The organism is Hyphomicrobium sp. (assembly GCF_051860585.1).
Taxonomy (GTDB): domain Bacteria; phylum Pseudomonadota; class Alphaproteobacteria; order Rhizobiales; family Hyphomicrobiaceae; genus Hyphomicrobium_C.
The window spans coordinates 132,328-147,178 of record NZ_JBHYDS010000004.1; the positions used below are offsets into that span (position 1 = coordinate 132,328).

5 protein-coding genes are annotated in these 14,851 nt (G+C 63.2%); 4 read left to right on the forward strand and 1 reads right to left on the reverse strand.

Going from position 1 to position 14,851, the window contains the following annotated elements; translation table 11 throughout:
* Positions 1 to 214 precede the first annotated feature (214 nt).
* The 4 genes from ACTIFK_RS08215 to ACTIFK_RS08230 all read left to right on the forward strand — a co-directional run bounded on the left by ACTIFK_RS08215 (position 215) and on the right by ACTIFK_RS08230 (position 12,578).
* Positions 215 to 7,864 carry a beta strand repeat-containing protein gene (locus ACTIFK_RS08215; protein WP_439542574.1) on the forward strand — a complete coding sequence of 2,550 codons (7,650 nt, stop codon included), beginning with the start codon at positions 215 to 217 and terminating at the stop codon, positions 7,862 to 7,864.
* A gap of 259 nt (positions 7,865 to 8,123) precedes the next feature.
* Complete coding sequence (locus tag ACTIFK_RS08220) at positions 8,124 to 9,143, forward strand: hypothetical protein (RefSeq protein WP_439542575.1); 1,020 nt, start codon at positions 8,124 to 8,126, stop codon at positions 9,141 to 9,143.
* Between the two features lie 265 nt (positions 9,144 to 9,408).
* Positions 9,409 to 11,208, forward strand: coding sequence for a type I secretion system permease/ATPase (locus ACTIFK_RS08225; RefSeq protein ID WP_439542576.1), 1,800 nt, complete (start codon positions 9,409 to 9,411; stop codon positions 11,206 to 11,208).
* An 11-nt stretch (positions 11,209 to 11,219) separates the two neighbouring features.
* Complete coding sequence (locus tag ACTIFK_RS08230) at positions 11,220 to 12,578, forward strand: HlyD family type I secretion periplasmic adaptor subunit (RefSeq protein ID WP_439542577.1); 1,359 nt, start codon at positions 11,220 to 11,222, stop codon at positions 12,576 to 12,578.
* A gap of 210 nt (positions 12,579 to 12,788) precedes the next feature.
* On the opposite strand, the gene ACTIFK_RS08235 is transcribed toward ACTIFK_RS08230, so the two are convergent.
* On the reverse strand, positions 12,789 to 14,810 hold the full coding sequence (locus ACTIFK_RS08235; protein ID WP_439542578.1) for an O-linked N-acetylglucosamine transferase family protein: 2,022 nt from the start codon (positions 14,808 to 14,810) through the stop codon (positions 12,789 to 12,791).
* Positions 14,811 to 14,851: the final 41 nt, after the last annotated feature.

A 14,851-nucleotide genomic window follows, 5' to 3' on the forward strand; every position in this document is an offset into this window, starting at 1 on the left:
GGGAAATCAAAGCGCTAGGCTAGCGGCCCGGTCGGAAGACGCGGCGTCATCGAATAGTCGCGTTTAATAGTAAATCCGCCGAAAAGTTTCCCACCCTGTTGATCAGTGTAAATCAGTTCCAATAAGGAGCGACGTTTTACGTGTCGTTAAGATCCTGCGTTGCTTGGGCTCCGCTCCAGACCCGAGGCACGCAGATCTAAGGGTGGAGTTCAGCGTGTCTAAGAAAAAAGTCGTTGGCGTAAAGATTCTGACGTTTGCTCAGATGTGCGCGAAAATCGTTCCGCAGTTTGTGACAAAGCCGCAATGCGCGTCGGTCACCGAACTCAAGGACAAGGACGTCAACGAGCTCAAATTCGAGCACACGAGAAGCGGAACGCTGAAATTCTCGGACACCACCGGCGATACGCACACGGCCACCGTCATTCCGAAGGCGGGAAGCTATCTCGGAACCTTCAACGCGACCGTGAATCAAAACACGGATGCCGTGACCTGGACGTTCAAGGTCAAGGACGGCGCCATCGATCATCTCGCGGTCGGCCAGACGCTCACGCAGACCTACACGATCAAGCTCAAGGATTTCGCGGGCAACACGACGACCACGACGGTCACGATCAAGATCGTCGGCACCAACGATGCGCCTGAAATTACGTCGAAGGCGCAGGTCGGCACCGTCACCGAAGTCGCCGATGGCGCGCCGGGCGAGAACGCGATCAACCACTCCCAGTCGGGCACCATCACGTTCAAGGACGTCGACAAGATCGATACGCATAAGGCGACGGTCGCGCCGCTCGGCAACAATTACCTCGGCACGCTGACCCTTGGCACGCTCAACCAGACGACGGATTCGATCGGCTGGAATTTCACGGTCAACGACTCGGTCCTGGATTCACTCGGTCCGAACGACACGCTGACCCAGAAGTACCTGGTGACGATCGACGACAAGAATGGCGGCACGACAACCACGATCATCACGATAACGATCAAGGGCACCGACGACGGCGTCACGATCACCGATCTCACGCCTGCCATCAACGGCGGCGATGTCGTCCTCAATGAGGATGACCTTCCGGCGGGCACCGACACATCGAAGGAATCCCTGACGGCAACCGGAACCTTCAAGATCGCAGCGCCTGATGGTCTCGACGACCTGAAGGTCGACGGCGTCTTTGTGATCAAGGACGGCGTGTTCACGCCGGTGACGATCACATCGCCGCTTGGAAACACGTTGAATTTTGTCAGCTTCAATTCAGCCACCGGCGTCGTGACGTATACCTACACGCTGAATGGAGCCGAACAACACGCCGTTGGTTCCAATGAGCTCTTCGAAAAATTCCCGGTCGTGCTCACGGACACCGATGGAAGCACGGCGACCTCGTCGCTCGATGTCAAGATTATCGACGACGCGCCGCTTGCCGTTAAGGGCGTCTCGGCCGGAACGGTCGACGAAGATGCGCTGGCAAACGGCATCGAAGGTGGCATCGGCGATGTCGCCGGCATCGGCGCGTCCGCGTTCGGTTCGGTCGCGGGCCTGTTCCAGTCTGGCGCGGATGCGCCGCTGACCTATCAGCTTCTCACCAACACGGGCGCACTTCCCGCACTCACCGCGGGCGGCGTCCCGATCACGTACGTGGTGTTCGGCAATACTCTCACGGCATCGGCTGGCGCGACGATCTTTACGTTCTTTCTCAATCCCACCACGGGTACGTGGACGTTCTCACTTATCAACCCTCTTGATCACGCGGCGGGCGGCGACGAGAACGATCTCTCGATCGACTTCGGCTCGCTGATCCAGGCGACCGACAACGACGGCGACAGCGTAACCGCGACCGGCTCGGTCACGGTCACGATCGACGACGACACGCCGATCGCCAACAACGACACCGACTCCGTAACCGCGGCGGCAATCCAGGTCCTGAGCTTCGACGATGTTGTCCTCGCCAATGGCGGTGAACAGCCGATTCCGGCCAATTACGGCGGGTTCGTCTGGACGCAAACCGGCATCCACAATCCGCAGCCCGGCTCGAACTACGTCCCGACGACCGGCGACAACCTGGCCTTCTTCGCGGAAGCGCTTCCGCCGGAGCATCCGGATTATCCGGGCCCCCAGGGCTCGCCGATCAGCGTTTCCGGCGGCGTGTTCAGCTTCCTTGGCGCCTCGTTCGTTGCGCGCAATGGCGTGACCAACGTCACAGCCACCGGCTATCCCGCCAACGGTGGAGTACCAACCGCGTACACGTTCGCCGTCCTCCAGGGCGTCGCGCAATTTGTCGACTTCTCGACAATGTTCGGTTTCTCCAATCTCGCGAAAATCGAATTCCACGCAACGGACTATTTCGGCTTCGACGACTTCACGACGCGGGGCGTCAGTCCTGCAGCAACCGGCAACGTCGTCACCGCTGTTGACGGCGGACTGGGCACCGATACGAACGGCACCGATGGCGTCGCAGACACGCTCGGCGCGGACGGCTTCGGATCGATCGCCTGGGCTAGTCAGGTCGGCAGCCAGGTTGCGGGCGCATACGGCGTTCTCACCGTCGATGCTAATGGCAACTACTCCTACGTGCTCAACAGCAACAACGCAGCCGTCGCGGCGCTCAACAAGAACCAGTCGCTGACCGAGACGTTCACCTACACGATTTACGACAAGGACGGCGATCCGGCGACCGCAACCCTTGAGATTAAAGTCAACGGCGCCGACGATCCGGTCGTGATCTCCTATCTCAACGTCGAGCGCGGGGAACTGAGCTTCGATGAAAGCAACCTCGCGGACGGGTCCAACCCGAATGCCGGCCTGCTGGAGAAGTCGGGCGAATTCCACATCGATGCCGCCGATGGCGTCGCCACCCTCACGGTCGGCGGCACGCCCGTTCCGTTGAACGGAACCGTTGTCACCATCGCGACGCCGCTGGGCAACACCTTGAAGGTGAGCTACGACGCGGTGACGGGTAAAGTGTCTTACACCTACACCCTGCTCGACAACGAAGCGCACGGACCGGCAGGCGGAAAGAACAGCCTTCCGGAGCAGTTCGCAGTCGTCGTCGTCGACACCGACGGCACGACCGCAAACGGCTCGCTCGACATCACCATCGTCGACGACATCCCTGCGGCGAGCGACGAAGCATCCCAGAACGTCGCCGAAGGCGCGACCGTCACCGGCACGCTCGATTTCGTGCAAGGTGCAGACGGCGCAACCGTGACGCACATCAATGGCATCGCATTGGTCTTCAACCCTGTCGACGCCAACTACTCGCAGCCGATCGATATCGGTGCCGGCAGCATCAAGGTGAAGGCGGACGGCAGCTACTCCTTTACCGCCGATAATCCCACCATCAGCCCGGTTGCTCCGATCCAGGCGACCTACACGGTCACCGACGGCGACGGCGACGCGGCGACGGCGAATATCAGCTTCCAGGTGACGGACGCCAACGTGCCGGACAGCGGAGCAGCTTGGGCGTATATGGATGACGACGGTCTCGCAGGCGGCAACCCGGCGAGCACGATCGGCGATTTCGTTGATATTAATCTCGATGGCGACAACAACGAAGCGACGTTCTCGTACTTCCTCGGCGGCGGCGTCGGCCAAGATCAGCCCGGCACGTACAGCTTTGCGGCCTTGGATGGAACGTCGGGTACTGTTGGCACGGAGACCGTCAACTACACCTGGAACGCCGGCAACAATACTCTGACGGCGACAGGCCCGCGCGGCCCGCTGTTCTCGGTCCAGATCACCAATGCCGCGACCGGCGCCTACACTGTCACGCTGCTCGACAACGTTCTCCATACTGCAGGGGCGAACGAGAACGATGCAACGGTCAACCTCGGCTATGTCATCACGGACTCGGACGGCTCGACCGCGCCCGGCACGCTCATCATCAACTTCGACGACGATGCGCCGACAGCGAATGCCGGTCCCGCACTGACTGTTTCGGAAAACGATGGCGCGACGGCAGGCACCAACCTCCTTGCCAATGACGCTCAAGGCGCCGACGGCGCGACGGTTACGCACGTCATTTTCGGTGTAACGACCTATGTCGTCGACCCGGTGAATGGCGTCACAGTTCCGACTGTTAATGGCAGCTACACATTTGCCGCCAACGGCACCTGGACCTTCGATCCGACCCCGAACGCCAGCAACGCAAACCAAAACGAGAGCTTCACCTACCGCATCACGGACGGCGACGGCGACACGTCTGAGGCCGTTCAGAACATCGTCATCACCAACGCCAACACTCTTCCAACGGCAGGATCTGCCTCTGCCACGGTCGACGATGAAGGTCTCGCAAACGGCATCGCTGGAGGAACCGGCGACGTCGCTGGTCAGGCGACGACGGCAATCGGACTACTGCCACATGACTTTGGCGGCGACGGCAAAGCGACTGTCGATCCGATCAGCTTCTCCACCATGCACGGGACGAATGGCACTGTTGGGACTGAAACGGTCACCTACGGCTGGAACGCGGCGAACAACACCCTGACCGCCACCTCGGCGCGCGGCCCTGTCTTCACCGTCCAGGTAGATACCGGCGCCGATACCGGCGTGGGCAACTACGTCTTCACGTTGCTTAAGCCGGTTCTGCACGCAACGGGCAACGCCGAGAACGATGCCGTCGTCGATCTCACCTACACGGTCAAGGATTCCAACGGCGATCCTGCAAATGGATCGCTGTCCATCACAATCGACGACGATACCCCGGTCGCCCAGAACGACACGGCCTCTGTTGACGAAGGCTCGAAGCCGACCCTCAATGCCGTGCTGGTCATCGATCTCTCGACCAGCATGAACGGCGCGTCGGGCGTGCCTGGGCTCAGCCGCCTGCAGCTGTTGCAGCAATCCGTCACGAACTACCTCAACAGCTCCGACGTGACGTTCAAGGATATCGTGATCTACACGTTCAACGACGGGGCGATCCTTCGCGGCACGTTCACCGACGTTGCCTCCGCCATTGCAAACGTCAACAGCTACAACAACGGCAGTCTCGTTTCCGCCACCGAGTACGACTCCGCGCTTGCAACGATCCAGAGCACGCTGCCGGCGCTTCAGAGCGCCGATCAGACGCATGTGCTCTTCCTGTCCGATGGCGATCCGCAGGGCGGCTCGGACGTAAACAATGCGGAGCAAACCGCGTGGTCGAACTTCCTCAATGTGCGGAACGTCGACAAAGTGATCGCCGTCGGCTTCGGCGGTATCGTCAACACCGGCTTCCTTGACCCGGTCGCGCCGCGTGCCGAGGATGATGCGATCGCCGTGACCGACGCCAGCCAGCTCGAGGCTGTGCTGGCGGGTACGCTTCCCGGCCAGGTTTCCGGCAATGTGCTCGACAACGACGGCTTTGGCGCCGATGGCGGCCACATCAATTCCATCCAGGTCGATGGAATGACCTATGGCTTCAACGGCACGAGCGTTGCCCTTCCGGGCGGAAACCCGGCCGGAGCAACGGTAGTTGGTACCCAGCTTACCGTCGAGACGACGCTCGGCGGAACGTTCACGTTCAACTTCGCGACCGGCGCGTGGTCATACAATGCCCCGTCCGCTGGCGTGCCCGCGACCACCAACGAGACGTTCAGCTATGTGCTGATCGACAATGACGGCGATACGTCGCCCGCGACCTTGACGGTCACGGTCGTGGACAAGCCGAACGTGGCGCCGAGCATCTCGGGCCTGAATGCGCTGTCCTACACCGAGAACCAGGCGGCAACGATCATCGATACCGCGGTGATCGTGGCGGATCCGGATTCGGCGAACTTCGCCGGCGGCAGCCTGACGGTCTCCTTCACGGCCAACGGCACCGCGGCAGACCAGCTGGCGATCAGCTCCCAGGGGACAAGTGACGGCCAGATCGGCGTCAGCGGATCCAATATCACCTTCAATCCGCCCGGCGCCGCCGCCAACGCCGTGATCGGGACGTTCTCCGGCGGCACGAACGGCACGCCCCTCATCATCACGCTCAACGCCAACGCCACGCCCGCGGCCGTCGATGCACTCATCGAGCGCATCACGTTCGCGAACACATCGGACGATCCGAGCACGTCGCCGCGCACCGTGACCTTCTCCATCAACGACGGTGACGGAGGAGTGGGGACGGCCTCGACAACCATCAACGTGACCAGCGTCAATGACGCGCCCGTGCTGCTCACCGCGGCCACGCCGGTCCTCAACACGATTGCCGAAGATGCCGGAAATCCGGTGGGAGCGGTCGGAACGCTCGTATCGGGGCTCGTGGATCTCAGCGGCGGCGGCGGACTGGACAACGTCACGGATCCGGACGGAAGCGGCCTCGGCATTGCGCTTACAGGCGTGAACGTGACCAACGGCACCTGGTTCTATTCGCTCGACGACGGTGCGAACTGGATCGCTGTCGGTACGATCTCGAACACGAGCGCCCTGTTGCTCACGGAAACAGCACGTCTCTACTTCCGGCCCAACGCCGATTTCAACGGGACCGTGACGGGCGCCATCACGTTCCGCGCCTATGACCAGACCACCGGCACCGCTGGAACCAAGGTCAACACGAACTCGAACGGTGGCAGCACGGCGTTCTCGTCGGCGACGGATACGGCGAATATCGTCGTCTCGGCCGTCAACGATCCGCCGACCATCACCGGCCTCAACAACCTCAATTACACCGAGAACGCGGGCGCCGTCATCATCGACAGCAGCGTCGTGGTGGCTGATATCGACTCCGCCGATTTCGCGGGCGGCTCGTTGACGGTGTCGTTCGCGGCCAACGGCACCGTGGCGGATCAACTCGCCATCAGCTCGCAAGGCATCGGCAACGGCCAGATCAGCGTCAGCGGCTCAAACGTGAGTTTCAACCCGAACGGCGGTGCGCCAAACGCAGTGATCGGCACCTTTTCGGGTGGCACGAACGGAGCGCCGTTGGTCATCACCTTTAACGCCAACGCGACGAGCGAGGCGGTGGATGAGCTGATCCAGCGCATTACCTTCGCGAACACCTCCGAGAATCCCAGCACTTTGCCCCGGACGGTCACGTTTATACTGGTAGACGGCGACGGGGGCGCGGACACGGGATCCGCCACCGCCACGATCAACGTCGCCGCAGTCAACGACGCGCCGGACGCCGTGAACGACAGTGTCATCGTCAACCTGCAGGCCGCCAACGGCACGACGTTCCTGATCCCGCACTGGGCATTGACCTACAACGACAGCGATGTGGACAGCTCGACGCTCACGATCACGAATACCGGCTCGTTGAGCGATCTTGCCTCTGCGAGCCTGACGACGAATCCGGGCTCGGTCACCGTCGTCAACAACTCGTCGGGCGGCGGTGGCGATACGGACTGGGGCTCGTTCCAGTATACGCTGTCCGACGGCGCGGCGACCGACAACGCTACGGTCACCATCGGTTTCGACAGCGGCAATATCACCGGTACGGGCAACGCCGACATCCTGTTGGATCTGGATGCGGGCGCAACCACCCTCGACGGCGGCGCCGGCAATGACGTTCTGATTGGCGGCGCCGGCAATGACAGGCTCATCGGCGGTACCGGCAACGATCTCCTGCACGGCGGTGCCGGCTTCGACACGTTCGTCTTCAACACCGCACTCAACGCGGCGACGAACGTCGACATCATCAGGGACTTCGATGCCGGCGGCCAGGACAAGATCGAACTCAGCGCGGCGATCTTCACGGGCATCGGCGCGACGTTGGATGTGGCGGAGTTCGCAATCACCGCGGACGGGTTGGCTACCCTTGCCTCTCAGCGCATCATCTTCAACAGCACCACCGGCGCGCTGTCGTACGACGCGGACGGATCGGGCGCAGGGGCCAGCGTGCAGTTTGCCGTCGTGACGCTGTCGAGCGGCCCTGGCACGTTCGATGCCGGCGACTTCGTGATGAACTGACGAACCCGCAAGAATAGCGGACCAACGCGTGGGGCCTTCGGGCCCCACGTTCGTTTCGGCCTGGCTCACGCGTCAATAGCGTGCGCACGCGAACCATCTTTTCCTTGCCTGTGGCGAATCGGCCGTAGGCCATTCGCGAAATTTTACCGAATCACGCATTGCTGGGGATGAATGGTGATCCGGGTGCGCCGTATCGGGGGATAGAGCGTATAAAACGCATGCGCTCGGCGCACCGGCTGGGTCGGGTTTAGGGGGCTACATGACGACGTTCCGCGCGGCTACGGCGATCATCGCGGCAGCAGGGCTTTCCCTGTTTCCCCAGGCTTCGCACGCCGATATGGGCAAGTCACCCGCTGGCCCCCAGGGAATTGTTCTTTCTTTTGAGGGCGGTTATCTCTACCAGGACGGCCCATCCGTGACGGGCCACGGCATCAGCAACGTCGTCGTCACGGGGCCTGGCGATCCCGTAACCGACATCCTGGTGTCTCCGGATAGCGGCTATTTCGTGGGTGGCCTCATCGGCTACGACGCCGGCAAGCCCTTCATCTTCGGCTTCCATCGCGTCGAGCTCAATCTGCTGTACGGCAGGACGGACGACAGCGCGCACAACGTCTTATCGCCGGGCGGCGACATCGTTTTGAGCACCGTTGACGGCAGCGTGCTCGGCACGGGCGGTGCGACCGGCACAACGAACATCGAGCGGAAGACGTGGGAAGGCGCCCTCCGGTTCGAGGATGACGACGTGATCAACGCCACGACCACGGTAACGTGGGTCCTTGCGCCGTTCATCCGCGGCTTTGACGAAGACACGCGCACGGCCATTACAACCTCGGTGCCGTGCTGCGAGTTCGGCCGGACCGCGAGTGTGGACGCGACGTTGTACGGCATTTTCTTCGCCGCTGAGCCCGAGACGTGGCTCACGTCCAACCTGGCCCTCGTAGGGCGCGTCGGCGCTGGCGTGTACGGCTACGACGCCGACGGTAGCTTCAGGTCGGGCGGCACGGCCGTCACCACTGGCGATTTCGACGCCTCCGTTTCCGACGGAGATTCGGGCGCTGGTTTCCGCGGCTTGCTCGGGATCGGTCTCAAGCTGAAGGTCGCGCCGTCGACGCTGCTGGAAGGTTTCGCAGAAGCCGACTACTTCTCCAAGGTGCCGACCGCGCATCTGACGAGCAACGACCCGTCAGGCGGCTTTGTCTCCCACGTGCAGGATGACGATTTGTGGGAGCTTCGCACGGGCGTCCGTCTTACCATCGGCTTCGGGCCCGGCGCGAACTGACGCCACTCCTCTAGAGGACTTGCGCCACAATAGCCTCGTGCCGGACGGCGCGGGGCGATAGCTGCATGCGGCTCCGCTCGCGGGTAACAACGTGCTCCGCACGCGGGTAACCACCTTTCTTTACACATCCTTTACGCTGTTCTTGCTCCGCAAGCGGAGCGACCGAAAGTGAAGGGGCATGGCCCGGGTCGTGCAAGCGACCCCTCAGCGCGAGCTTCGATCGACGAAGCCGCAATGATGATGTCACCGGTGGCGAGGAACGAGCGTGTCTGTCTCCAGCGTTAAAGCAGCGATTGGCAAATCGCGTCTCGCATTTCTTGGGGTGGGGCTTTTCTCCGGCATCATCAACGTTCTGGTTTTGACCGGCTCCATGTACATGCTGCAGGTCTACGACCGGGTGCTGCCGTCGCGGAGCGTGGCGACGCTGATCGGCATCACCATCGTGCTGGTGTTGCTCTATGCGGCCTTTGGCGCGCTCGATTTCGCCCGCACCCGCACCCTCAGCCGCATCGGCATTGGCATCGACCGCCAGTTGCGCGCGCGCGTCATGGAGGCTGTCCTGCTTGTGCCAATTCGGGGCAAGCAAAGCATGGATGCCCTGCAGCCGGTTCGCGATCTCGACCAGATCCGCTCGTTCCTATCCGGGCTCGGGCCGACCGCCCTGTTCGATATGCCCTGGCTCCCGGTTTACATCGCCCTGATCTATCTCCTTCACCCTGTGCTGGGTCTGTTTGCGATCGCCGCCGCAATCCTCCTCGTGGCGCTGACGATCCTCACCGAAATGAAGACGAAAGCTCCCGCAAAGGAGGCGACCAAGAGCATCTCGCAGCGTCACGCGTTTACGGAAGCGGCCCGGCGCAATGCCGAGGTCGTCCAGGCGATGGGCCTGGGCAACCGCCTGATCGGGCGCTGGGAGAAGGTCAACGAACGTTATCTCATCGACCAGGTCGCGATGGCGGATGCGGCCGGCGGGATCGGCGCGATCTCGAAAGTTTTGCGCCTGCTGTTTCAGTCCGGAATTCTGGGCCTCGGCGCCTATCTCGCCATCAAGGGCGAACTGTCGTCCGGCTCCCTCATCGCCGGCTCCATCATCCTGTCGCGCGCGCTCGCGCCCATCGAGATTGCGATTGCCAACTGGAAGGGCTTCGTCGGCATGCGCCAGAGCATCGGCCGGCTCGATGCCTTGCTTTCGGCGCTGCCGAACCGCGAAATTACGACGGTGCTTCCTCGGCCGTCCCGCACGCTCGAGGTTAAGGATCTCTCGGTGGCGCCTCCCGGCGAAACCCTTCCCGTCGTCACCAACGTCTCGTTCGCGCTCGAGGCCGGCGAGGGTGTCGGCGTCATCGGTCCGAGCGCTGCTGGAAAATCGACTTTGATCCGGGCACTCGTCGGCGCCTGGACACCGCTCCCGCGCGGCGGCAGCGTGCGCCTCGATGGCGCGACGCTCGACCAGTGGGCGCCGGAAGCCATCGGGCGCGACATCGGCTATCTGCCCCAGGCCGTCGATTTGTTCGACGGCACGGTGGCCGAGAATATCTCGCGCCTTGATCCGCAGGCATCGAGCGATATGGTCGTTGCGGCCGCCAAGCTTGCCGGCATCCATGACATGATCGTCCACCTGCCGCAGGGCTACGAGACCCGTATCGGCGATGCCGGCGCCAAGCTTTCGGCCGGACAAAGGCAGCGTGTGGGTCTGGCGCGGGCGCTCTATGGCGAGCCGTTCCTGGTCGTGCTGGACGAGCCGAATTCCAACCTCGACACGCAGGGCGACCTCGCACTGACCGCCGCAATCCGCTCCGTGCGGGACCGCGGTGGCATCGTCGTGGTGGTTGCGCATCGGCCATCGGCGCTCGCCGGGCTCGACAAGGTGTTGGCGCTTGGCAAGGGACAAGTCCAGGCATTCGGTCCACGCGATGACGTTCTGAAAGCCGTCTTGCAAGGCGTGCCGGGCGCTCCCCCACTCGCCGTGCCGCCACCCCCTGCGGCCGCCCCGGCGGCAGCGGCCATTCGGGCGTTGACGTCCGGATTCAAGGTTGTGGGCGACAACAACGTTTCGGCGGTCTGAGGAACACCACAATGCAAATGAGCCTTCCGCCTCCCTCCGTGCCGGCCAAACAGTCGTCGCCGTTTACGGAGGCACGCGCCTACATCATGTTCGGCATCGTCGTCATCGTGACCCTGCTCGGAGGCCTCGGCGTCTGGGCGGCGACCGTCGATCTCGCGGGCGCCGTCATGGCGGCCGGCAGTGTCGTCGTCGACAGCAGCGTCAAGAAGGTCCAGCACCCGACGGGCGGTGTTGTCGGCGCGATCTATGTCAAGGAGGGCCAGCATGTCGAAGCCGGCGACGTCGTGGTCCGCCTCGACGAGACCGTGACGCGCGCCAACCTGCAGATGGTATCGAAGCAGCTCGACGAGATCGCCGTGCGCCAGGCGCGCCTGACGGCAGAGCAGGAAGATCGTTCGGAGATCGCATTTCCCGCCGACATTCTCGCCCGCCACGGCGACCCGGTCCTGGCGCAGATCATGGCCAGCGAAACGGCTTTGTTCAAAAACCGCCGCACGGCCCGGCAGGGTCTGAGGTCTCAGCTTCGCGAACGGATTTCCCAGTTGCGCGAGGAAATCGACGGGCTGACGGCCCAGCACGCGGCGCGCGCGCAGGAAATCGTTTATGCGAAAGCCGAACTCAAAGGGCTCGAAGAGCTGGAGGGCAAGAGCCTCGTCAGCACGCCGCGCATGACGGCCGCGCGGCGCACAGTTTCTCAGCTCGAAGGTGACTTGGCTCAGGTGTCCTCGGCAATTGCCCAGGCGAAGGGCAAGATCTCGGAAACCGATCTGCAAATCCTGCAGCTGGACCAGGACCTCAAGACGGAAGTCGGCAAGGAGCTGCGCGACCAGCAGGGCCGCGAAGCGGAGTTGACCGAGCGCCGTGTTGCCGCTGACGATCAGTTGAAGCGCATCGAGCTGCGGGCGCCGCAGAGCGGCACCGTCCATCAGCTGAATGTCCACACCGTGGGAGGCGTCATCACGCCGAGCGAACCGGTGATGATGATCGTGCCCGATCAAGATCTCCTGATGATCGACGCGAAGGTGGCGCCGCAGGATATCGACCAGGTTCGCGTGGGGCAGCTAGCCCACATCCGCTTCTCGGCCTTCAACCAGCGCACCACGCCCGACATGACGGCGACGGTCACGCGAGTGTCGGCCGATCTGATGATGGAGCAGCCGCGCGCGGGCGACCCGGCAACGGCGGGCGGTGTTCCGTACTACAGCATCCGCCTCGCGCTGACTGAGGACGGACGGGCCAAGCTTGGGGTGCTGAGGCTCGTGGCTGGCATGCCGGCGGAGGTCCACGTCACGACCGGCGAGCGCACCGCGTTCACCTACTTCACCAAGCCGCTCACCGACCAATTCGCCCGCTCTTTCCGCGAACGCTAGGCGGCGCGCGGACCGAAGGCACCCGTGGTCGGAATTTGAATCCGAGCTTTGCGCTGCCAGCGTGGCTGGTCGTATCCTCGCCGAAGCCGCCCTCCTAGACGAAGCGCGTCTCCATGACGCAATGAGCGCAATTGGGATTTGCGGACCGGGCACGTCGCCGTGTCCGCACCGAGCGGGACCTCGCGGGACCGTATTCGACAGACAACCTTCTTATGCTTGCCAAAGGCGGTTGTCGGGCGGGATGTGCTCCGATGCGGCCCATTCCTCGAGCCGTTCGCGATAGGCGCGGCAGATCGTTTCGCGCGTCGCGGGAACGCGGTCTGTCGCGGCGAGATCGAGGCCGATCTCGAAATAGGCGTTCATGTTCGTAAAATTCGGCTTGGGCAGGCGCCCTTCGATCGCGTCCGTCCACATGTGACGGAAGAGATCTTCGAGCCCACGCACGAGGCCGGGCGTATCGAATAACGTCGACGTCGTGCGGTTTTCCTCGAGGCGTGCCTTGAGGCGCTCGGTCTCGGCGCGGCTCCGCCCGAGGTCGATCGCGCGCGCCGTGTAGCTCTCGATAGTATCGCAGACCGCATCCCCGAGCCCCGCGGCCGTCACAACGCTGGCGCACACGCGCGCGGCGAATGTCGCGCCAGGAAAGGTCAGGACCGGAACGCCCATCCACATGGCGTCCGATGCGGTCGTGTGTGCCCCATACGGAGTGTTGTCGAGGAAGAGGTCGGCCAGCCGGTAGCGCGCCAGATGCTGCGGGTTGGCTTGCCGGTCGGCGAAGACGAGGCGCTCCGGCGCAAGTCCCGCGTTGGCCGCAATCTGCCGCAGGCGCTCATCCGCGGCGTTGCCCCCGCTCAAAAGCCAGAGCACGCTGTCCGGAACCTCGCGAAGAATCGAAAGCCATGCGTTGAGCACGTCCGGCGTCAGCTTCTGCAATCCGTTGAAGCAGCAGTAGACGTAGGCGTCGGCCGGTAGCCCAGCCTCCTCGCGCGACGGCGGCTCGTCCGCAACCACCCGCTTGCGATCGTTGGGCTGATAGCATGGCAGGCGCAGAACCTTCTCCGAAAAGAAGATCTCGTCGGCCTCGGGGATCACAACCGGATCGGCGATGATGTAGTGATGATGCGTGCTGCCCATCGTGCCCGGAAATCCGAACCAATTCACGGCGACCGGCGCTGGGCGATAGGCGAAGATGCGCGATCGCGCGTCCTTGGTGTAGCCGTTGAGGTCGATCAGGATGTCGATGCCGTCGGCGTGGATACGTTGCGCCGCGTCGACATCGGAGAGGCGCGTGATGTCGACCCAATGATCCACGGCCCGCTCCGCCCGTTGCCGCGTCGGATCTTGCCGGTCGATGCCGCAATAGTAGGCCGTCAGTTCGAACGCGTCCTTGTCGTGGGTTTCCAGCACGTCCGCCATCGCGAAGCCGACTGCGTGCTCGCGCAGATCCGATGAAACATACCCGATGCGGAGTTTGCGGCCCTTGCCCGTGCGCTCTTTAGCGGCGCTCTCGCGCACCAGCGGCGCGCGCGGTGGTCCGGTGAGCTCGCGGCTGTATTTAAAGGCGCGGGCGAGGCCGAACATCGGATCGTGGCTGAGCGCCGCCAGGGACAGCGGCGAGATCGCGGAATAGAGGGTGCGAAGATCGACATGCTCGCTGCCGGCGATAGCGGGCCACTTGCATTGCCGCTGACGCAGCGCGATCCAATGCTGCACCACTTCGGGCTGATGCGCGTTGATGTCGAGCGATTGCCGAAGGGCGTCCTCGGCCGGCTCGTCCTGCTGGAACGCCTCGAGCACGCGCCCGAGCTGCTGAAGCGCGATGAGCTTGTGCTTCACCGCGTTGCCGTCGATCTGCGCCGTCTGCGTGACGAGCTGAAGCCATTGCGTCACCGCGGCTCCCGCCTGTCCATCGTCCTCGAGCAGGCGGCCGAGATTGATGTGGGATGGCAAGAAGTCGGGCTTGATGCCGAGGCCTGCCCTGAGCGCGTTCATGGCGCCATAGCGGTCGCCGGATTTGTTGAGTGCGACGCCGTAGTTGAAGTAGACGGCGTGCAGCAGGGGATGGGCGGGATTGCGTGCAATCCAATTGCGATAGGTGACGACGGTTTGGCCCATGTCGCCCTGCGCCTCGTGCGCCTCGGCAAGCGTGAACAGGTCGCCCACGCTCAGATCGATCGGAGAGGTGTGCGGCGCGCCGGTTGCAGGCGTGGGGATCGGGGAGACGTAGGTCATGCTTGAAAGTCCCTGGAGATAGAAAAAATCATCATCAGGTG

Excerpts from the sequence above, each read along its gene's own strand:
- ACTIFK_RS08220 (WP_439542575.1), top strand. The coding sequence starts at position 8,124 with ATGACGACGTTCCGCGCGGCTACGGCGATCATCGCGGCAGCAGGGCTT.
- ACTIFK_RS08235 (WP_439542578.1), bottom strand. The coding sequence starts at position 14,810 with ATGACCTACGTCTCCCCGATCCCCACGCCTGCAACCGGCGCGCCGCAC.
- ACTIFK_RS08230 (WP_439542577.1), top strand. The coding sequence starts at position 11,220 with ATGCAAATGAGCCTTCCGCCTCCCTCCGTGCCGGCCAAACAGTCGTCG.